The organism is Glaciihabitans sp. dw_435 (genome assembly GCF_018449675.1).
In the GTDB taxonomy this organism is placed as follows: domain Bacteria; phylum Actinomycetota; class Actinomycetes; order Actinomycetales; family Microbacteriaceae; genus Glaciihabitans.
Genome location: NZ_JAAVUZ010000004.1, coordinates 65,114 through 84,764, shown reverse-complemented (window position 1 = coordinate 84,764; position 19,651 = coordinate 65,114). Strand labels below are relative to the sequence as shown.

Annotated in this window: 22 protein-coding genes; 12 read left to right on the top strand and 10 right to left on the bottom strand. The window is 65.2% G+C overall.

Going from position 1 to position 19,651, the window contains the following annotated elements:
• From treY to HB677_RS07195, 5 genes are all read left to right on the top strand, one after another.
• Nucleotides 1–2,313 carry a malto-oligosyltrehalose synthase gene (gene treY / locus HB677_RS07215; RefSeq protein WP_213815018.1) on the top strand — a complete coding sequence of 771 codons (2,313 nt, stop codon included), beginning with the start codon at nucleotides 1–3 and terminating at the stop codon, nucleotides 2,311–2,313.
• Nucleotides 2,310–4,064, top strand: coding sequence for a malto-oligosyltrehalose trehalohydrolase (treZ, locus tag HB677_RS07210; RefSeq protein ID WP_213815017.1), 1,755 nt, complete (start codon nucleotides 2,310–2,312; stop codon nucleotides 4,062–4,064). The genes treY and treZ overlap by 4 nt, the downstream gene beginning before the upstream one ends.
• 141 nt (nucleotides 4,065–4,205) lie before the next feature.
• Nucleotides 4,206–4,430, top strand: a complete 225-nt coding sequence (locus HB677_RS07205; RefSeq protein WP_213815016.1) for a hypothetical protein — start codon at nucleotides 4,206–4,208, stop codon at nucleotides 4,428–4,430.
• 318 nt (nucleotides 4,431–4,748) lie between these two features.
• Nucleotides 4,749–5,210, top strand: coding sequence for an SRPBCC family protein (locus tag HB677_RS07200; RefSeq protein ID WP_213815015.1), 462 nt, complete (start codon nucleotides 4,749–4,751; stop codon nucleotides 5,208–5,210).
• Between the two features lie 166 nt (nucleotides 5,211–5,376).
• Nucleotides 5,377–5,652 carry an ATP-dependent DNA ligase gene (locus HB677_RS07195; protein WP_218624553.1) on the top strand — a complete coding sequence of 92 codons (276 nt, stop codon included), beginning with the start codon at nucleotides 5,377–5,379 and terminating at the stop codon, nucleotides 5,650–5,652.
• A 47-nt stretch (nucleotides 5,653–5,699) separates the two neighbouring features.
• Here HB677_RS07195 and HB677_RS07190 read toward each other — a convergent pair whose 3' ends face one another.
• Together HB677_RS07190 and HB677_RS07185 are read right to left on the bottom strand one after the other, a co-directional pair.
• Nucleotides 5,700–7,145: an NAD(P)/FAD-dependent oxidoreductase gene (locus tag HB677_RS07190; protein ID WP_213815013.1), complete on the bottom strand. Its 1,446-nt coding sequence runs from the start codon at nucleotides 7,143–7,145 to the stop codon at nucleotides 5,700–5,702.
• A 58-nt stretch (nucleotides 7,146–7,203) separates the two neighbouring features.
• Nucleotides 7,204–8,103 (bottom strand): oxygenase MpaB family protein, encoded by a 900-nt coding sequence (locus HB677_RS07185; RefSeq protein WP_213815012.1) that lies wholly within the window; start codon nucleotides 8,101–8,103, stop codon nucleotides 7,204–7,206.
• 114 nt (nucleotides 8,104–8,217) lie between these two features.
• Here HB677_RS07185 and HB677_RS07180 point away from each other — a divergent pair, with 114 nt between their 5' ends.
• On the top strand, nucleotides 8,218–9,234 hold the full coding sequence (locus HB677_RS07180; protein ID WP_213815011.1) for a magnesium and cobalt transport protein CorA: 1,017 nt from the start codon (nucleotides 8,218–8,220) through the stop codon (nucleotides 9,232–9,234).
• Nucleotides 9,235–9,268: 34 nt separating this feature from the next.
• On the opposite strand, the gene HB677_RS07175 is transcribed toward HB677_RS07180, so the two are convergent.
• The gene (locus HB677_RS07175; RefSeq protein ID WP_213815010.1) at nucleotides 9,269–9,916 is read right to left on the bottom strand and encodes a hypothetical protein; all 648 of its coding nucleotides are present in this window, start codon (nucleotides 9,914–9,916) and stop codon (nucleotides 9,269–9,271) included.
• A 65-nt stretch (nucleotides 9,917–9,981) separates the two neighbouring features.
• A complete protein-coding gene (locus tag HB677_RS07170; protein ID WP_213815009.1) occupies nucleotides 9,982–10,473 on the bottom strand; it encodes a DUF427 domain-containing protein in 492 nt (163 codons plus the stop codon).
• 117 nt (nucleotides 10,474–10,590) lie between these two features.
• On the opposite strand from HB677_RS07170, the gene HB677_RS07165 reads away from it, so the two are divergent.
• The 4 genes from HB677_RS07165 to HB677_RS07150 are packed head-to-tail and all read left to right on the top strand — an operon-like array spanning nucleotide 10,591 to nucleotide 12,769.
• The gene (locus tag HB677_RS07165) at nucleotides 10,591–11,004 is read left to right on the top strand and encodes a YtxH domain-containing protein (RefSeq protein WP_213815008.1); all 414 of its coding nucleotides are present in this window, start codon (nucleotides 10,591–10,593) and stop codon (nucleotides 11,002–11,004) included.
• A gap of 4 nt (nucleotides 11,005–11,008) precedes the next feature.
• A complete protein-coding gene (locus tag HB677_RS07160; protein ID WP_307852510.1) occupies nucleotides 11,009–11,422 on the top strand; it encodes a phage holin family protein in 414 nt (137 codons plus the stop codon).
• The gene (locus tag HB677_RS07155; protein ID WP_213815006.1) at nucleotides 11,419–11,697 is read left to right on the top strand and encodes a DUF3618 domain-containing protein; all 279 of its coding nucleotides are present in this window, start codon (nucleotides 11,419–11,421) and stop codon (nucleotides 11,695–11,697) included. Before HB677_RS07160 ends, HB677_RS07155 begins: the two co-directional genes overlap by 4 nt.
• Nucleotides 11,666–12,769 carry a YihY/virulence factor BrkB family protein gene (locus HB677_RS07150; protein WP_213815005.1) on the top strand — a complete coding sequence of 368 codons (1,104 nt, stop codon included), beginning with the start codon at nucleotides 11,666–11,668 and terminating at the stop codon, nucleotides 12,767–12,769. The genes HB677_RS07155 and HB677_RS07150 overlap by 32 nt, the downstream gene beginning before the upstream one ends.
• A gap of 26 nt (nucleotides 12,770–12,795) precedes the next feature.
• Here the strand turns inward: HB677_RS07150 and HB677_RS07145 are convergent, their stop codons facing one another.
• The 6 genes from HB677_RS07145 to HB677_RS07120 form a co-directional block, all read right to left on the bottom strand.
• Entirely contained in the window at nucleotides 12,796–13,476 is a 681-nt protein-coding gene (locus HB677_RS07145; protein WP_213815004.1) for an HAD family hydrolase, read from the bottom strand.
• A 69-nt stretch (nucleotides 13,477–13,545) separates the two neighbouring features.
• Nucleotides 13,546–13,722: a PspC domain-containing protein gene (locus HB677_RS07140; RefSeq protein WP_213815003.1), complete on the bottom strand. Its 177-nt coding sequence runs from the start codon at nucleotides 13,720–13,722 to the stop codon at nucleotides 13,546–13,548.
• 66 nt (nucleotides 13,723–13,788) lie between these two features.
• Nucleotides 13,789–14,085, bottom strand: a complete 297-nt coding sequence (locus HB677_RS07135; RefSeq protein WP_213815002.1) for a hypothetical protein — start codon at nucleotides 14,083–14,085, stop codon at nucleotides 13,789–13,791.
• 46 nt (nucleotides 14,086–14,131) lie between these two features.
• A complete protein-coding gene (locus HB677_RS07130) occupies nucleotides 14,132–14,980 on the bottom strand; it encodes a DUF3097 domain-containing protein (RefSeq protein WP_213815001.1) in 849 nt (282 codons plus the stop codon).
• Nucleotides 14,981–15,042: 62 nt separating this feature from the next.
• Nucleotides 15,043–15,363, bottom strand: coding sequence for a hypothetical protein (locus HB677_RS07125; RefSeq protein WP_213815000.1), 321 nt, complete (start codon nucleotides 15,361–15,363; stop codon nucleotides 15,043–15,045).
• Between the two features lie 48 nt (nucleotides 15,364–15,411).
• Nucleotides 15,412–17,220 (bottom strand): APC family permease, encoded by a 1,809-nt coding sequence (locus tag HB677_RS07120; protein ID WP_213814999.1) that lies wholly within the window; start codon nucleotides 17,218–17,220, stop codon nucleotides 15,412–15,414.
• 790 nt (nucleotides 17,221–18,010) lie between these two features.
• On the opposite strand from HB677_RS07120, the gene HB677_RS07115 reads away from it, so the two are divergent.
• Together HB677_RS07115 and HB677_RS07110 are read left to right on the top strand one after the other, a co-directional pair.
• Complete coding sequence (locus tag HB677_RS07115; protein ID WP_213814998.1) at nucleotides 18,011–18,532, top strand: hypothetical protein; 522 nt, start codon at nucleotides 18,011–18,013, stop codon at nucleotides 18,530–18,532.
• 310 nt (nucleotides 18,533–18,842) lie between these two features.
• Nucleotides 18,843–19,649, top strand: a complete 807-nt coding sequence (locus HB677_RS07110; protein WP_213814997.1) for a hypothetical protein — start codon at nucleotides 18,843–18,845, stop codon at nucleotides 19,647–19,649.
• The last annotated feature ends 2 nt before the right edge of the window (nucleotides 19,650–19,651 follow it).

Below are 19,651 nucleotides of genomic sequence, written 5' to 3'. Positions count from 1 at the left end.
GTGGGTGTGCCGATCTCGACCTACCGACTGCAAATCCGGGCATCGTTCGATCTGGACGCCGCCGCCGAGGTCACCGACTACCTGCGCAACCTCGGAGCCGACTGGGTCTACCTGTCGCCGCTCCTGGAAGCGTCGGCCGGTTCTGACCACGGTTACGACGTTGTCGACCACTCCCGCGTGGATCCCGCGCGGGGCGGCGGCGACGCGCTCGACCGGTTGTCCGAGACGGCACACGCCGCGGGGCTCGGTGTGCTCATTGACATCGTCCCCAACCACATGGGTGTCGAAATCCCCCGCGAAAACGCCTGGTGGTGGGATCTTCTACGCCTCGGCAAGGAGTCCCGCTACGCGGAAGCATTCGACGTGGACTGGGAATTCGGCGGCGACAAGGTGCGCATTCCCGTCCTCGGCGGAACGCTGGAGGAAGCGGCGGACGCCGGCGACCTCCGCGTCGAGAACAACGAGCTGCGCTACTTCGACCACCGGTTCCCCCTCGCTCCGGGAAGCGCCGACGACGGAGCATCCGCTGCCATCGTTCACTCCCGCCAGCACTACGAGCTCATGAACTGGCGTCGCGCGGACTCCGAGCTGAACTACCGCCGCTTCTTCGCGGTCAACTCGCTTGCCGGCATTCGCGTGGAGATTCCGTGGGTATTCGAGGAGTCCCACGCGGAGATCGTCCGCTGGGTGCGAGAGGGCATCGCCGACGGCCTGCGTGTCGACCATCCCGACGGCCTCGCCGACCCGGGCGGATATCTCGACGCTCTCGCCGAAGCGACGGGGAACACCGAGGTGTGGGTCGAGAAGATTCTCGAGGGCGACGAGCAACTCCCGTCGTACTGGGCGACCGCCGGCACCACCGGTTACGACGCCCTTGCCGACATCGACCGCGTTCTTGTCGACCCGGGCGGACGCGCATCCCTCGACGGGCTCGACGCTCGCCTGCGCGGCCGCGCCCAGCCGCTTGACTGGCACACGCTGATTCACGGGACCAAGCGCGCCATCGCCGACGGCATCCTCAACTCCGAAGTGCTGCGCCTCGAGCGCCTACTTCCCGAGCCGATCGAGCACGCGGCCGATGCGATCGCTGAGCTGCTGGCCTGCTTCCCGGTCTACCGCTCCTACCTCCCGGTCGGCCTCGAGCACCTGGATGCCGCGGCCGCGTTGGCCAAGCAGCACCGGCCCGAGTTGTCCGACACGATCGACGCGCTGCGCCCCCTGCTCGGAGACCCCGCGGAGCCCATCGCCGTGCGATTCCAGCAGACCTCCGGCATGGTGATGGCCAAGGGCGTCGAGGACACCGCGTTCTACCGCTTCAACCGCCTGTCGTCCCTCACCGAGGTGGGCGCCGACCCGGCAGAGTTCTCCATCAACCGCACCGAGTTTCACCGTCGCCAGCTGCTTCGCCAGGCAAGCTTCCCGGCATCCTTGACGACGCTTTCCACCCACGACACCAAGCGTGGCGAGGACACCCGTTCGCGCATTTCGGTGCTGTCGGAGATCCCCGGGCAGTGGGAAAGCACCCTGGAGTCCCTCCGGACACGCGCGCCCCTCGGCGATGGTCCCCTCGAGAACCTCCTGTGGGAAGCGATCGTCGGATCGTGGCCCGCATCGCGCGAACGCTTGCACAACTACGCCGAGAAGGCGGCCCGGGAAGCCGGCAGCTCGACCGGCTGGCTCGATCCCGACGAAGACTTCGAAAAGCGCATGCACGCGCTCGTCGACAGTGTGTTCGACGACCCGGACATCAACGGGATTGTCACCGATTTCGTCTACACCACGGCCCCCGCCGGATGGTCGAACTCGTTGACGGCCAAGCTCATCCAGCTCACGGCCCCGGGCGTCCCCGATGTCTACCAGGGCAGCGAGCTGTGGGAGACGAGCCTCGTCGACCCCGACAACCGCCGCCCGATCGATTTCGACATCCGACGGCTCTATCTGGCCGCCATCGACGCCGGCGCCCTGCCACCCATCGATGAGACAGGTGCCGTCAAGCTTCTCGTCACGTCGCGGGCGTTGCGCCTGCGCCGCGACCACCCCGAGCTGTTCACCCGATACGCCGAGCTGCCCGCCATCGGCGAGGCGGCCGAGCACGCCATCGCATTCGACCGAGGAGGCGCCGTGACGATCGGAACCCGACTTCCGCTGGGATTACGTGACCGGGGAGGCTGGGGCGACACCGCGATAGTTCTTCCCGGACACAGCGTCATTGACGTCCTCACCGGGCGCCAATTCGAGGGCGGCCTGCTGCCGCTCTCCGAGCTGCTGTCCATCTACCCCGTTGCCCTCCTCGCGCCGGTGGTGGCCGAATGAGCGCCGTCATCCCCGCCGTCGGATCCGTCTGGGCTCCGCTAGCCTCCACGGTCGCCCTGCAACTGGCATCCGGCGTGATCCCCATGACCCGCGGCGAGCTCGGATGGTGGCACTCCACCGTCGAACTGCCCGCGGGAACTGACTATGGATTCCTCATCGATGACGACACCACCCCTGTCGCCGATCCCCGTTCACGGCGCCAGCCGTCCGGAGTCCACGGACTCAGCCGGGTGTTCGACTCGTCGGCCTTTGCCTGGTCGGATGCCTCGTGGACGGGTCGCCAGCTGGCGGGAAGCGTCATCTACGAGATGCACCTCGGCACGTTCACGCCGGAAGGCACGCTCGACGCCGCCATCGGCCGCCTCGACCACCTGGTGAGCATTGGTGTGGACTTCATCGAGGTCCTGCCGGTCAACGACTTCAACGGAACCCACAATTGGGGGTATGACGGCGTGCTCTGGTACGCCGTGCACGAGGGATACGGCGGACCGGAGGCCTACCAGCGTTTCGTCGACGCCTGCCACGCCCGCGGCATCGGCGTCATCCAGGACGTGGTCTACAACCACCTCGGCCCCAGCGGAAACTACCTGCCAAAGTTTGGTCCGTACCTCCACGAGGAGAGCGCCAACACCTGGGGATCGTCGGTCAACCTCGACTCCGACCCCGTGCGTGCGTACATCCTCGACAACGTCAGCATGTGGCTGAAGGACTATCACGTCGACGGACTGCGGCTGGACGCCGTCCACGCTCTGGTTGACGACGACAAGCACATCCTGCAGGAGATGGCGGAGGAGACCGAGGCGCTCAGCGCCTTCCTCGGCCGACCCCTTACTCTCATCGCCGAATCCGACATGAACGACCCGAAGCTGATCATGCCGCGGGAGTCCGGCGGCTACGGGCTCACCGCGCAGTGGAGCGATGACTTCCACCACAGCCTGCACGTCGCTCTCACCGGCGAGACCACGGGGTATTACGAGGACTTCGCCTCCCTCGCCGCCCTGGCGAAGGTATCCACCGGTGGATTCTTCCACGACGGCACGTACTCGACCTTCCGCGAACGTAACCACGGACATCCCATCAACCCCGAGGTCCCCACCTGGCGGCTTGTCGCCTTCTCGCAGGACCACGACCAGATCGGCAACCGTGCGATCGGCGACCGCCTGACGGCGACGCTCGACCACGGACAGTTGGCCATCGCGGCGGTGCTCACCCTCGCGGGCCCATTCACTCCCATGTTGTTCATGGGAGAGGAGTGGGGCGCGTCTACCCCCTGGCAATTCTTCACCTCGCACCCCGAGCCGGAGCTCGGCAAGGCAACAGCAGAGGGTCGCATCGCAGAGTTCGAGCGCATGGGCTGGGATCCGGCGGTAGTTCCCGATCCACAGGACCCGGACACGTTCACAAACTCGAAGCTCAACTGGGACGAGTCCGGCAGCGGCGACCACGCCAGGCTGCTCGAAATCTACCGGCAGCTGGCGACGCTGCGACGCACCCATCCGGCATTCACCAACCCGCGCTTTGATGCGCTGACCGCTACCTTCAGTGACGAGTTGCACTGGTTCCGGCTCGACCGCGACGACCTGGTCATCCTGGTGAACTTCGGACCCGACGCCCTGACGCTCCCCGTTGACGAGGGTTCGAGCCGCATTTTTGCGACGGATGACTCGGCGGAACTGATCGGACGGGACGCGTCCCTTCCCGGCCACTCCGCGTTCATTCTCACGCGTCCGGGATCGGCTTCCTCGAGGTAAACAACGCGCCCGGTGGCGGTCTGCTGTCAAGGGGTGCGGCGTATGTTGCCGGGAGGTAACGGGCGTGTTTCAATAACTGTTACCCCCGAAGGTGGGGTGCATGCCCGGCTCCTGAAAAGCCCTGCTGGAAAGGACTCAAAGATGCCTCTACTCCCGCCGCAGGCCCGCGAAACACACCGCGAACCTGACATCGCGCTGGTCACCGACGACGTTTACAGCGTAATGACCGATCGCGAGACTCTCGGATTCATCCACAAGGTGGGCAACGTGTACGTTGCCCTCTCCGGAGATGTCCTGAGTCACGCCGTGGAGATTGGCCAGACCCTCTCCTGGGACAAGGCCGTTCGGATGGTGCGGTTTCACTGATAGCCCCCTGACTGCAGGCCTGATGTCGTGCGTTGAGAGTCGCACGACACCAGGCCTGTTCCATGCCCCGAGCGACACGATATGGCGGATAACATCCACTTTGCCGGATCGCAAGCCCCCGGTAAACGACCAATCGTCGTGTGAAACTGGTGCCAGTGACCCCACCCGATTCCCAGGGCTCACGCCCCGACGGGCTCGGATGGGCTGCGCCGGTCGACCATTCAGTCGCATTGGCGATGCACGAGACCCGGGTGCCCGCGAAAGCCGCACCCGGGTCGACCACACCGTGGTGCCCCGCACGACAATGAGGAGAGGTAAATGGCGCAGGTGACGCACAGCATCGACGTCGATGTTCCCGTTTCTCGGGCGTACAACCAGTGGACGCAGTTCGAGACGTTTCCCCAGTTCCTCGGCTTTGTCGACTCGATCGTCCAGCTCACCGACACACTGACACGATGGAAGGTCACCATCGGCGGGGCCGAGCGCGAGTTCGATGCGGAGATCACCGAACAGCACTCGGATGAGCGCATCGCATGGAAGAGCGTCGGCGGAGACGCCGTACACGCCGGTGTCGTCACGTTTCAGGCGCTCTCACCGGATTCGTCACGGGTCTCGGTTCAGCTCGACTGGGCCGCCGACACGTTCCTGGAGAAGGTGGGAGCCGCCCTTGGCGTCGACGACCACGCCGTCATCCACGACCTCGAGAACTTCAAGCTCTTTATCGAAAATGCCCAAACATCGACCGGCGCATGGCGCGGAGATGTACCAACCAAGCCATAATCGGCGCTCCCCCGGCCAATCGCATTGATACGGCGTCTGCCTAGGTCTAATCTGCCTACAGACGAAGGATCCGCAACCAACCCGGGTTATAGAACGGATGTAAAGTCACGTGGGAAAAATTCTGTACGGCGATTCAGGCGTAGAGATCGTTTTTGACGATCGCGACATGGCACACCTTCAGCTCGTTATCGGCGCAAAGCTGCGTCGCCGCGAGAGCTTCTTTTTTTCATGGAAGGACGACCCGTCCATCGGCGACGGGCGCAGCAGCATCTGGATCGACGCCGCCATCCCCCTGTACTTCAAGTACTACGGGAGCAAGCAGCCCACCATCAACCGTGAATGGCTCGAGTTGCTGACGCTGTCGGCCAACTCCGCCCAGGGCATGCAGTTCATGGATGAGCCGCACGGTAACGGCAACGGCGAAGCACCCAAGCCCAAGTAACGGGCGGGGGGCATCCCCTAGCGCGTCGCCGTCAGCACAGGGCCGTGCTACGGGGCCAGACGTGGCGGAGTGGTGATCCCAAATTCGTGGCGCAGAGCACTCTTCGCGGCGTTCCATCCTGCGAGCCCATGCACACCAGGTCCCGGCGCGGTCGACGATGACGCGAGGTAGACGCCGGGAACGGCGGTCTTCCACGGGTCGATGAATGTCGGCCTGCGGAGCAACTGCACGAGGTCGGTGTCTCCGCTGGCGATATCTCCGCCGATGTAGTTCGGGTTGTAGCGGGCAACATCGACCGATGTTCGACTCGCACTGGCGAGGATCAGGTCGCGGAAGCCCGGCGCAAACCGTTCGATCTGCCGGATCATCGCTTCGGTGCGGTCGACGGTCGAGTTCCGCGGCACGTGGGTGTACGCCCAGAGCACGTGCTTACCCTCCGGCGCCCGCGTGCTGTCAAAGGCGCTCGGTTGGGAGACCAACACGTAAGGTGACTCGGGGTGGCGACCGGCGGCAACCTCGCGCTCTCCTGCCGCCACTTCCGCGCGCGTGCCGCCGACGTGGAGTGTCGCTGTCTCGGCGAGGCGAGGGTCCGTCCAGGGCACGGGTCCGGAGAGCGCAAAGTCGACCTTGGCGACGGCGCTGCCGTAATGGAACCGCTTCATCGTGCGCGCATACCGGGCGGGAACAGCCGCGCCCGCCATGGCGAGAAACGCCCGGGGCGTGGTGTCGAGCAGTACCGCACGGGATGACGGCAGCTGCGCGAGCGTTTCGATCGAGGCATCCGTTTCGATGCGTCCACCGTGGGCGATCAGGTCGTCGGCCATCGCGGTGATGATCGACTGGCTGCCGCCAACGGGGATGGGCCAGCCCTTGGCGTGCGCGTGGGTGGCCAGTACGAGGCCGGCGGCGGCGGACGACAGGCTGGGTAGCCGTCGGATGGCGTGGGCGAGGACTCCGGTAAACAGCGCCGGGGCGAGGTCCTCCCGGAAGCGGGTGTTCCAGTCGGGACTGCCCTGCTCGAGCATGCGAAGCCCGAACCGGGCGAGCAGGATGGGGTGCTCGGGCACCCGCAGCATCGTGGAGCCGGTCGACTCCGCGAGGTCGTTGGCCCGGGCGGCAAGCGGACCGAAGAGCCTCTTCCAGGCCGGTCCGTCGACGCCGAGCTCCGCCGCGGTGCGGTCGATGTCGCGATAGGCGAGGCCCGATCGGCCCCCGTCCAGAGGCTGGGCGTACGAGAGTTCGGGAACCACCATGGGCACCCGGTCGCTCAGTCCGAACGCGCGGAAAAAGGGTGAGGCGAGCGCCATCGGATGCACCGCGGAGCAGACATCGTGCAGGAAGCCCGGGAGCGTCAGTTCCGCGGTTCGGGCGCCACCGCCGATCGCGGAAGCGCGCTCGTAGACGGTGACCGACAGCCCAGCGCGGGCGAGCGTCACCGCGGCGGCCATACCGTTGGGACCGGAACCAACCACGATCGCATCAATGCTTGTCATTGTGTCCAGTATCCCAGTTGCGTGTGGCGACGCGGCGGGCGCGCCGGGGGTTGACGGATCACTCCGCGGTTGTCGCGGCCGCGAGGCGGGCGAGGCGCTTGCGGGCGTAGACCTCGCTGGAGGAGGGGCGGCCCAACAGCAGGCCGAGGAAGAACAGCACGATGCGGGTGGCCGTCCGGGCGGGCCACCACGGGCGCGCGAGGCCCAGCATCCGTCGGTACTCGGGATCGAGGGAGGCAACCGCGCCGGCAAACAGCACGTGATACCCGGGCATGATCGACCGCTTGAGGGGCGGATTGCGGATGAATCGCAGCGCCTCCTTAACCCGGTCGTCCGCGATCAGTGTCGGCCCGAAGGCCGCGAGTTGCGCGCGGAGTTCCGCCTCGGACCGGGGCGGGTCATCCACCCCCATCAGCTGCCCCGCGGTCGCCCACTCCGCCAGGTATTGGTCGGCTCCCCCAGGGATCGAACCGCCCAGTTGCTGCTGGGCGCGCAGGAACGAGTCCGCGAACACCACGTGAACCCAGCGGAGCAGGTCGGGATCGCCCGCCGCATACGGCACCCGTGCGCCCGAGGCATCCACGTAGGTGCCGGCGACACGCGAGTGCATCGTGCGGACCATCGCCGACGAGGCATCCGCCCCCGCACGATCGTCGAACGAGGTGGTCAGTACCCACCTGACCGTTCCGGCGAGTCGGCCCAGCGGGTCCTCGCGATAGCGCGACCAGTCATGAACCCCCGCCATAGCGCCCGGGTGGAGCGTTTGCATGATCAGGGCGCGGATTCCGGCGACCAGCACCGGCCGCCCGCCGTGGACTGCCCACACCGCCGATCCTTCGCCGAAGTAGCCGGGATCGTCGCCGAACTCCATGTCGGCGACCCACGGCGGAGTGCCATCGGGAGTGCCAGAAAATGCGGTGAGCAGGTAGGCCCGTGAGCCAGCTCCGATGCGTGCCATGACCGTCGATCCACCATCCCGGGCGGCGCACAACCGCGGGTCAGGCTGGGCGCGCTCTTCCGCCAGTCTTCCACCGAATTTGACGTGGGAGCTGGGAGAGGCAGGATAAGGGTTATGCCCATCGTCGACAACGCGGTTTATGTCCAAGGCCAGCGCACCGAGAATCCCGAGAACCTCGAGACCACCTACGAATTGCTGCGTGCGCGGCACGGAATGGCGTGGATCGGGATGTACCGGCCCAGTGAGGCCGAGGTGCAGTCCGTTGCGACAGAATTCAACCTTCACCACCTCGCTGTCGAGGATGCCCTCGCCGGCCACCAGCGGCCCAAGCTCGAGCGGTACGGCGACACCCTCTTCATCGTGCTGCGCCCCGCGCGATACCTCGACAAGGAGGAAACGGTGGAGTTCGGCGAGGTGCACATGTTCATCGGTCCCGAATTCGCGATCACGATCCGTCACGCGGAAGCACCGAACCTCGGCGTCGTGCGCAAGCGGCTCGAAACCAACGCCGAGCTGCTCGCCCAGGGCCCGGAGGCAGTGATGTACGCGGTGCTCGACCAGGTCGTCGACGAGTACGGTCCTGTGGTCGCCGGCCTCGAGAACGACATCGACGAGATCGAGGACCAGCTCTTCAGCGAGGACCCCAACGTCTCGCGGCGCATCTACGAGCTGTCCCGTGAGGTCATCGCCTTCCAGCGTGCAACGCAGCCGCTCGTCGGCATGTTGACCGAGATCAAGAACTCGCTGCGGTCCGATGACAGCAAGATCGAGCTGCGCCGCGACGTGCGGGACGTCGAGGACCACGCCATCAAGATCGTCGAGCGCGTCAACAGCTTCCGCGAACTGCTGCAGAATGCGCTCGTCACGCATTCCACCCTTGTCGCGCAGCGTCAGAGCGACGAGACGCGCACGCTCTCGGAGACCAGCCTCGCCCAGGGCGAGCAGGTCAAGCGCATCTCGTCGTGGGCCGCCATTCTCTTCGCCCCGACGCTGGTCGGGACGATCTACGGCATGAACTTCAAGAACATGCCGGAGCTCGACTGGCGATGGGGATACCCGTTCGCCCTGACCCTCATGGTCGCGATGGGCTTCGGGCTGTACGCGGCGTTCAAGCGGCGCGGCTGGCTATAGCGCCAGCTCGCGCCGGGTGGGGCTGGCTGGCTGGCTAGAAGCCGAAGTCGCCGCCACCGCCAAAGTCTCCGCCGCCAAAGTCGCCACCGCCGAAGTCTCCCCCGCCGTAGTCTCCACCAGACGCGCTGACATCGGAGCCCGCGTCGGCTCCCGAGGTGTCGCTGGCCGAGGAGGCATCGGCGCCGGAGTCGGATCCGCTGTCCGAGGAGTCGGAGTCCGAGGCATCCGTCGATCCATCGTTGCCGGTGTCGGGAAGGAAGGCGCTGACGATCGCCGACCCGATCACGTAGCCGGCCACGGTGCCGAGCAGCGAGCTGGCAACCATGCTGCCGAAGCCCATGCCGCCCTGGCCTGCCATCGATCGCTCCATGGTTCCGGGCTGGCGCAGTTCAGACCGTGTCGCGGAACTGGCGAGCGACTTGGCGTCGGAGGCAACAGGCTTGTCGCCCTCGGGGGCATTGTCGGTCAGCTGCTGAAAGAGCAACTCGCGCTGCTCGGGGGTGAGCTTCGAGAAGGCCTCGGTGTGCACCTGCTCGATGGTCTCGGGTGGTGCGGTGCGCAGCAGGTAGCGGTATCGCTCGACAGCAATGTCGTCATCGGTACGGCGTGCAGCTCCCGTGCGGCGGTACTGCGGTTCTGTGTCCTGCTCGGTGCGTCCAAACAGACGATCAAAGAAGCCCATGGGTGTTCCTTCCGGCTGTATTGAAGTTTCGAAGGTACTGGGACCAGCTGTACAGGGACTGAACTTCACCAGCCCCAGGTGCCCGGGGCACCCTTGAACGGCCCCACGATTGCCGCGGTAATCCAGCCGCCGTAGAAGTCACCTTCCTGGGCTGTCACGACCTCTCCCCCCACGGTACAGCGGTCCATGAGACCCGGGTAGACCGCGACCCGGTCGGCGAGCTCTTCGTACCCCGCGGCCGGCGCCGGATAGAACCATGCGGCTCGGTCGGCAGAGCCCACCGACAGGTACAGCGCCTGTCCCTTGAACTCACACACGCTCGACCCCGCCGCCGGTTGCAGCGATCCGTCGATGAAAGCCTCGCGGGGGAGGTAATAGACGGGCGGATGACTCGTCTCTAGCACCCGGACAGCGCGGCTGGTCTCGGCGATGACGCGGCCATCCAGCTCGATGGTCACGCGGGCCTCGACGGGCTCGACCCGGGGCGGGCGCGGATAATCCCACACCGATTCCTGGCCCGGACCCGGCTTTTGCGGACGACTCCGCCGTGATGTCATACCCCACCGTAACCTGCGTAACCACAGCATTCACCCTCATGCAACCCCTAAAGGGGGGCGTCGCGGTGGGGTTAGCTATAACCGTGCCGCCGCCCGCGGCCGACAGGAGGAGTCATCATGAAAGCCAAGGTTACTTTTGTACTCGGAGCCGCTCTCGGTTACGTCGTCGGGACCCGTACGGGCCGCCGTGGATACGAGAAGATCAAGTCACAGGCGAGCGATCTCTGGCAGAGCCCGCGCGTTCAGCGCACCGTGGCCGACGTCGAGGACTTTGCCCGCGAGAAGATCCCCGCAGTGGGCGACGTCGTAGGCAATGTCGTCGGCGGAGCGAAGCACTGGATCGACGACGCCGCGGCCACCACCAGCCACACGGGCTCCCATGCCGCCGCCGATGTGTCGTCACCGTCCAGCGACTCGCCCACGTCTGCCTCCCCGACCCCGTACACGGCGTCTCCGGCCGGCGCGGAAGCCGCCGACGCGGGAACCGACAGCCCCGCATCCGGCGACGAACGACGCGACAACAATGAGTGATCGCGTGACCGACACCCCGGAGGACGACGACGCCAAGGGTCGGCACGGACTCATCGGTCTGCTCCGCCAGATCCCCGATCAGATCACACGGCTCATCCGTGACGAGCTTCGTGCCGCACAGGCGGAGATCGTCGGCAAGCTCAAGGCACTCGGCGTCGGAGCTGGTCTCGTTGCCGGCGGCGCGGTCATCGCCCTGTACGCCCTGGGTGTGCTGGTTGCCACGGCGATCCTCGGCCTTGCCACCGTGCTCGCTCCCTGGCTGTCTGCCCTGATTATCGGAGTGTTGCTGCTGGTCATCGCCGGGCTTCTTGCCTACCTTGGGCTCAAAAAGCTCAAGGCCGGCGCACCTCCGGTGCCCACCGAAACCATCGAGAACGTCAAGGCCGATATCCGCACGGTGAAGGGGGTCGGCAAGTGAGCGACACCACGCCCGCACCGGGAGAGGATGCCGGGATCAACGAGATAAGGCTGGATGCCGATCGCACCCGCGACGAGCTGCGCGACACCCTCGATCAGATCGAGGGCAAGCTGACACCGCAGTATGCGGTGGAGAGTCTCAAGCGGGAGTTTCGGGAGCGCCCCTTTGTCGTCATCGCCGCAGCCATCGGCGTGGTGGGAGCGATCGTCGGGGTGATCGTCCTGGCGGTCCGCTCCGGCGCAGATGACGACGACAGGACAACCGGCCGTGGCTGAGCGCGCGAGCACCCGGGAGGCAACGGCGCCCGATCCGGAGGACGACCGCAAGCCTGACTCCCCCACCGAGATCACCAAGCCGTCGTGGATGTACGTGCTGAAGAAGACGCTGCGCGAGTTCTCGTCTGACCAGTGCACCGACCTGGCTGCGTCCCTGACCTACTACGCGGTGCTGGCGATTTTCCCCGCTCTGTTGGCGTTCGTCTCGCTCCTCGGGATCTTTGGGGACGCGGCGAAGACCACGGACTCGCTCCTCAATCTCGCGCAGGGGCTGGTCCCGGCATCCACTCTCGACAGCCTTCGCGAGCCGATCGAAAACCTGACGAAGTCACCATCGGCCGGAATTACGTTGATCGTCGGTATTCTCGGCGCCCTGTGGTCCGCCTCCGGGTACGTGGGTGCGTTCTCGCGGGCAATGAACCGCATCTACGCAATTCAGGAGGGGCGTCCGTTCTGGAAGCTTCGCCCGGTCACGTTGCTCGTTACCGTTATTGCGATCGTTCTCGCCGTCGTCGCCGCCACGATTCTCGCAATCAGTGGGCCCATTGCCCAGAACGTAGGCGACGCGCTCGGACTCGGTGAGACGGTCCTGGTGGTGTGGAACATTGTTCGGTGGCCGCTGCTGGCGATCCTCGCCGTGGTTATCGTCGCGATTCTGTACTACGCGACGCCGAACGTGAAGCAGCCGAAGTTCCGGTGGATGAGCCTCGGCGCACTCGTCGCGCTTCTCATCTGGGTCGTTGCCTCCGTGGGGTTCGCGTTCTACGTCGCGAACTTCTCCAGCTACAACGCGACGTATGGCTCGATCGGTGGGGTCATCGTCGCCCTGCTGTGGATCTGGATCACCAACAACGCGCTGCTGTTTGGCGCCGAGCTGGACGCGGAGCTCGAACGCGGCCGTGAGTTGCAGGCCGGCATCGCCGCGGAGGAAACCATTCAGCTTCCCCCGCGGGATACCCGGCAGAGCGACAAGAAGGCGGAGCAGAAAGCGAAGGATGTGCGCGCCGGTCGCGCCCTCCGCCGCAGTCGCGGCCGGTCCCAGAAGACCGATGACGACGGCAGCTCGAAGTAAGTGAGTACTCCCTGCCCGCTCGCCGCCTACGCTGTTGTGACCAGCGCGGCGAGCGGGCTGGCGTCCAGCTGAGCAAGCAGGTCGGCGACGTCCGCGTAGACCGCCACAGCGCCGGCCTCCCTCAGTTCCGCCTCCGAGATACCACCGCTTCGCACGCCGATGCACGCCACGCCGGCACGCGCCGAGGCGGCGACGTCCCACACCGTGTCACCGATGAAGAACGCGTGCTGAGACTGGGCCTGTGCGCGTTCGAGCGCCACCGTGACGATGTCGGGGTCGGGCTTGGCAGTTTCGACATCGTCGGCCGACGTCACCCGCGCGATGGACTCCTCGACGTCGAGGGTTTGGCGCAACAACGCGAGCTCCTCCTCGGGCGCGGAGGTCGCGAGCACCACCGTAACGCCACGACGCGCGAGTTCAGTCAGGAGTTCGCGGGCTCCGTCAAACGCTCGCAGACGCTGGCTTGCCTGCATGTAGTAGATGCTGTGGAGGCGGCCCGCCTCGCTCCCGAGCGTGTCGGCGCGGTCGCCAAGAAGTTCCTCGAGCAGCTTGGAGGAGTCCATACCGATGCAGCGATGGATCCGCCACGACTGAACGGCGACACCGAGGTGGGCGAAAGCCCGTGCCCAGGCGTCGATGTGGAGATAGTTCGAGTCGACAAGCGTTCCGTCGATATCGAAGAGGGCAGCTGTTGCGTGTTCAGTCATCGGGCTAGCTAACCGGCCGGGCACGGCAGCGACAAGGGGTTGCAGTGTGGGTGCTTTACCCGCGCCTGGCTACTTCTCGCTGGGGATCAGTATCCACAGCAGGGCGTACGCCAGCAGCTGCGAGCCCGGGATGATGATGGACACGACGAAGAGGACTCGCACCGTTGTGACGTTCCATCCGAAACGGTTGGCGAGTGCGGCGCAGACACCGGCGATGACACGATTGTTCCTGGGGCGAATAAGCATGCGTTCAGCCTGTCAGAGACACCACGCGACGGGTATCGGGGATGACCCTGAGTATCCCCGAGTCGGCTACTGCCCCGGGGCATCCTCGTCCGAAAATTCCACCGGAGGAGCCAGCTGAAGGAAACGCTCGTGGACGAGCGCACTCGAGAAGGGTCCGTCACCGTTGGCGTTGATCTGCGGCTCATCGAACTCGATCGACCAGACGCGGCCGCCGTTCGCCCGGCCCCAGACTCCCTGCACACCGGAGCCGGCCTGGGCGACAACGAACCCGCTGGGCTCGGTGGGCCACAGCGAGGGATCGGTAGCCGAGGCATCCCGAACAAAAACCTGCGCACCGACACCGACGTTGTTCTCGCTCATCATGAGCCCAGTCAACCAGCCGTCATGAGCAATGGCAGTGTCATGGCTGTCAGTCTGCTGGAACCGTTACAAAGTCGATGAGCTGCTCGACGCGGCCAAGCAACACGGGTTCGAGGTCGGCGTAGGAACGCACCCGGCCGAGGATCTGCTTCCAGGCACGCGCGATGTCGGCCTGGTCTTCGTGCGGCCAACCGAACGCTTCGCAGATGCCGTGCTTCCACTCCATGGTGCGCGGGATCGTCGGCCAGGCGGCAATGCCGAGGCTCGACGGTTTCACCGCTTGCCAGATGTCAACGAACGGATGACCCACCACCAGTACATCGGAGCCGAATGGCCCCCGGGCAACGGTGTCGGCGATTCGGCTCTCTTTTGATCCGGCGACCAGGTGGTCAACCAGCACACCCACCCGGCGACCGGGTCCCGGCGCGAACGAGCGGATGATGCCGTCGAGGTCATCGACGCCCTCTAGATATTCGACGACGACGCCTTCGACTCGGAGGTCGTCTCCCCACACGCGCTCGACGAGCTCGGCATCGTGCCGTCCCTCGACAAAGATCCGGCTGGGAAGGGCCACACGGGCGCGGGCGTCGGCCACGGCGAAGGAGCCGGAGGCTGTGCGGGCGGTCGGCGACGAGATCGTGCTGATCTTGGGCATCCGCAGAGCGACCGGTTTGCCGTCGATCATGAATCCGTCGCCCAGAGAGAAGATGCGCACGCGGCCCTTGCGGTCCTCGAGTCGGACGAACCTGCCCTCGAACCCCAGCACCGCGCCGACAAACCCGGTCGCTGTTTCTTCTACGACGAGGTCACGCACCGCCTCGACGATGGCCGGAGGCGTGCGGGGAGCCCGCTTGTTGAATCCAGCGAGTACATCGGAACCGTAGCGATCGTCATCCACCCGCCGAGGTTATCCGACTCCCCCGACGCGGAGGGGTATCCGCGCCGGAGGTAGAGAAGGGACTACTTCTTGAGGGCGCGGATGACCCGGCTGAGGGCACGCCCGCCGACCCAGGTCAGGGGCACGAGCACCCAGAGAAGGGCAATGATATTGGGACGGAAGGCCAGGCCATTGGGACCACCGACATAAGCGCCGATCGGCACGCTGAATCCGCCACCACCCCCGCCGCCGTTCTCGTCGTTGTCGCCGCCGGCACCGAATCCGAACTGCACGACCGCGACGGGTACCAACTCGACTCCGTCCACCGTTACCTTGTCGCCGTAGGCCGCCTTCACGCCGAGCTTGGACACAGTTCCTGCAACATTTTCAATGAGATTCGCCATGATCCCGACACTACGCCCGAACGCTGAGCGCAGACCAGCCTTGACGGATCACAACCGGTGCCGCGGTGCACCATCCTCCGCCCGACCGTCATCCGCGGTTCCATCCCCGGCGTCGGGATCAGCGCCGGGATTGGCGCCGGGTCGAGCTTCGGTCTCGAACACCGGTCGTCCGGTCGCCGCATCGATCGCCTGTCCACCCGGTGGAAGATTGGAGAGGTCAGGTGCGATGACGTCGGGCATGCGACCGGAGTCCGGGAGTCCGAAAGTGGGGACCCTGCCGTGGCCCGGGGCGAGCACCAGATCATCGGACCGTCGCGGGAGGGTCTTTCCCCGGAAAAAATCGGGCTGCCGGATCCACCAGATTCCCATGAGGACCGCGCCGATGAGCAGACCGCCCACACCGACGACGGCCTGCGCCCCGATACCGAAGATGGTGACATTGTTGCCGTCGTCATCGACCAACCAATCGGGCGCCGCGAACTGAATGAGCCCATAAATGAATACGGCAAGCAACGATGCGCCCCCGAGCAGCGGAAACACGCCCCGCATGATCACGTTGCGGAATGACGAGGTGAGCGTCTTGCGGTAATACCACACGCACGCGAAGCCCGTCAGACCGTAGTAGAACGCGATCATGAGGCCGATGGACCCGATCAGCGCCACCAGCAAGCTCACGCTGATGAGCGTGAAGACGAGATAGAACGCGGCGGAGACGATTCCCATGCCGATTGTCGACCACGTCGGGGTGAGAAATCGAGGGTGGATGCGGGCGAAGCGCGCGGGCAGGGCGCGGTACACGGCCATCGACAGTGATGTGCGCGCGGTTGGCAGGATCGTGGTCTGGGTGGAGGCAGACGCCGACGTCAGGATGGACGCGGACAACAGCAACATGAGGATGTGCCCGCCAACGCTCTCTCCGAACAGCTCCGGGCCAATGGCGGAAAACACGTCGTCGGCATTCGCCTCGTTCCCCAGCCCGATCCCCTCCGTGCCCACTCCCGCGAAAGCCACCGCCGCGACGGCAACGAGGGCATACGTCACCAACAGCAGCACGGTGCTGATGATCGCCGCACGTCCGGGCGTCTTCTCGGGATTCGTCGTCTCCTCGTTGACGGACACGGCCGTGTCCCAGCCCCAGTAGATGAAGATCGCGGTCAGCATCGCGGGTGCAATAACGCTGCCGAAGTCGAGCGTGAACGGATTGAACCAGTCGAGGGTCGGCGTCAGCGAATAGCTTTCCGCGCTACCGGAGTACACGCGCACGAGGGCGAACGCCGCGAAGAAGATGAGAACAACCACTTCGATGCTGAGCAGTACGTATTGAAGCCGAGCTGAAATCTCGATGCCGCGGTAACAGATCCACGTCATGACGGCGATCCAGATGAGACCCGCCACCGTCGACCACAGAACGCTGTCGGATAGGCCCGCCACCGACGTCAACCCCAGATCACCCAGAAATGTAAACGAGTACGACCCCGCAACCTGCGCGAGATTCGCCATCACGATGACGTCGGCGACGATGATGCCCCACCCGCCCATCCAGCCGGTGATCGGCCCGAACGCGCGCGTCGCCCACGTGAATGTAGTTCCACAGTCAGGCTCCGCTTTGTTCAGCTCCTGGTAAGCGACTGCGATGAGATACATCGGGATGAAGGCCAACAGCACGATCCCCGGTGCCTTGGTCCCCGCCAGCAACGCGCCCCCGCTGGCCACGATGAAGCCGAGGCTTGCCGCGAGGCTGTACGCAGGGGCGGTGGATGCCACGCCGACAACGATGCTCGACACCAAGCCAAGCGCACCGCCCTTAAGACCCTTGTCTCCACCCGGGGATTGCGTCGAGGTCACTGATGTCGTCACGGCGGGCGCTCCTTTGTTCAGCGTGTAGTGGACACCGATCGGGAGCGGATGTCGACCGCGGGTGACGGTGTCGAGATCTATCCCCGTCAGCGTATTCCGCAACAGCACCCCCGAACAGGGGTCATCAGAGATAGCCTCGATGCAGCAGCTGAACCCGGCTCGCTTTCCACGTCACCGCACCACTTCACGAAGTTGGTTTGTCATGTTGCGAAATTTCGGACTCACTGCACTCCTCGCGTGCGCACTTCTCGTTCCCGCACTATCCGCCAACGCAGTGGCCGACAACGGGTCACACACGCGCTCCATTGACAGCATCACTAGCGCGACTCCGGCGACGCTACGGGCGACATCAACGAAAGATGAAGGCATCAGCACGTTCATGCTTCTCACCGCCCTCGGAGGTGACGGCGCGATTCTCGCCGCCGCGTGCGTTGGGGTGAGAATGACCAATCGTCGCCTCGCGCCTCGCTGACGGCATGAGTGACGTGTTGCCAGCCGTAATGGTGCGGCATCGTGCATGATTTGCAACGCTCTGACTCGGTACCAACACGCGTGTCGCTATATTGAGGAGATATCCCATTACCTCATTTCGCCCGATAATTACAAGCCCTCGCACAATCTAGATTTTGTGCATATCTCGCTTTTCCTAGGTATTACCCCAGTAGTGGGTGTAGCGTTCTGAGTATCCAGATAGGACCCGCGCAATGGCGGAGGATTTGGCCGGTCAAGTGGTGGGAAGACACGGCATTCGCTCAAGTCGCCAACATTTGCAACAAAAAATGGGGATCTCATGCGTACTCTTACGCGCTCTGCAATCGTTCTTTCCGCCGCTGTCGCTCTCGTCGGCGTCAGCGCCGTCCCGGCCATGGCCGTTGACGCTCCCGTCGCCGTTGCCGTCGAAGCTGGTGTACTTTCCATCACCAGCGACGCAATCGTTATGCCTGACGTTGCTCCAGGCGTTGCGTCCGTCTCTGCTGACTTTGGCGTCGCGGTCAGCGACCTGCGCGCCCAGAGCGCCCTTGGCTGGGTCACCTCGGTGTCGATGACCCAGTTCGTTGGCACCACCACCCCGGCAAACGTCATCTCGCCGGCTCTCTCGACCTATGCCGCCACCGGAACCGCCCACACCGGAACGGCGACGATCACCACCGCCGCTGCCATTACTGACCTGACGGTCGCGACTCCGATCCAGACGGCGACTGCCGTCACGGGAAATAACAACACAACGTGGAACGGAAGTCTGAGCGTTGCCGTTCCCGCAGCAGCTCTCGCCGACAACTACACGGCGACGCTGACGCAGTCCGTTCTGTAACAACGTTCACCACCCGCGGGACGACCGATTCATCGGCCGTCCCGCGTTTGCATCTGCACCATTGCGGCGTGCCGCACATTTATAGCAACAGGGGGCGTTCCACGTGCGTTACATCTTTTCTGCCGTTATTGCCGCGCTGGTCGCGGTGGCGCCGCTGGCGGTGGCCGTCTCCGCTTCGGCAGCGACCGATCCTGCCAGCGGCGTTGGAGTGAAACTCACTGATGTCTCGCCAGCCGCTGTGGCCGCAGATCCACGTGCCGCGTCGTACATTGTTGGTTCGGTGGAGCCCGGCGGGTCCACTACGAGCCGCGTGACCGTAACAAATCCTTCGCCGACGCAGCAGACCGTCTTTCTGTACACCGGTGCAGCGCACATAGCCGACGGAACGTTCCAGGGAGAGGCGAATCCGTCCTCCAACGACCTCACGAGCTGGACCCGACTGAGCGATTCAGAAATAGCTCTCCCCGGCGGTGCGAAGAAAACGATCACCGTCACCGTCGCGGTCCCCGCGGACGCCGCGCCCGGTGAGCAGTACGCCGCAGTGTGGGCAGAAATCCGCGGCACCACGTCGAAGGATTCGCCCGTCGTGCAGGCAAGTCGGGCCGGCATCCGCATGTATGTGACAGTCGGCGGGAGCAATGCCGCGGCCACTGATTTCACTGTCACCTCAGTGTCACCGTCGCGCAACGAGGCCGGCGTTCCGAGCGTCACAGCGCTGGTGACCAACACGGGTGGCCGCGCAATCGACGCAACCGGAACCTTGAGGCTGAGCGATGGACCGGGTGGTCTGTCGGCCGGACCGTTCACATTGGCGCGGGCAACCACGGTTGCGCCCGGAGAGTCGGCGAACGCCATCTTCACGCTGGACAAAGCGCTGCCCGACGGGCCATGGACCGCCCACCTTGCCGTAAAGAGTGGGGTCGATGAGCGCACGGCCGACGCCACGTTCACGTTCCCTGCGACGGGCGTGGGAACACCCGTGAAGATCACGACCCCGCCCGACAACAGCCTCATGATCAGCCTGATTGTGGGCGGCGGCGTAGTTGTCCTTGCAGGGGCCGCGGCCGCTGCAGTGCTGTCACGACGGACAGCGGCACGCAAACGCGGACGTGTCTAGGG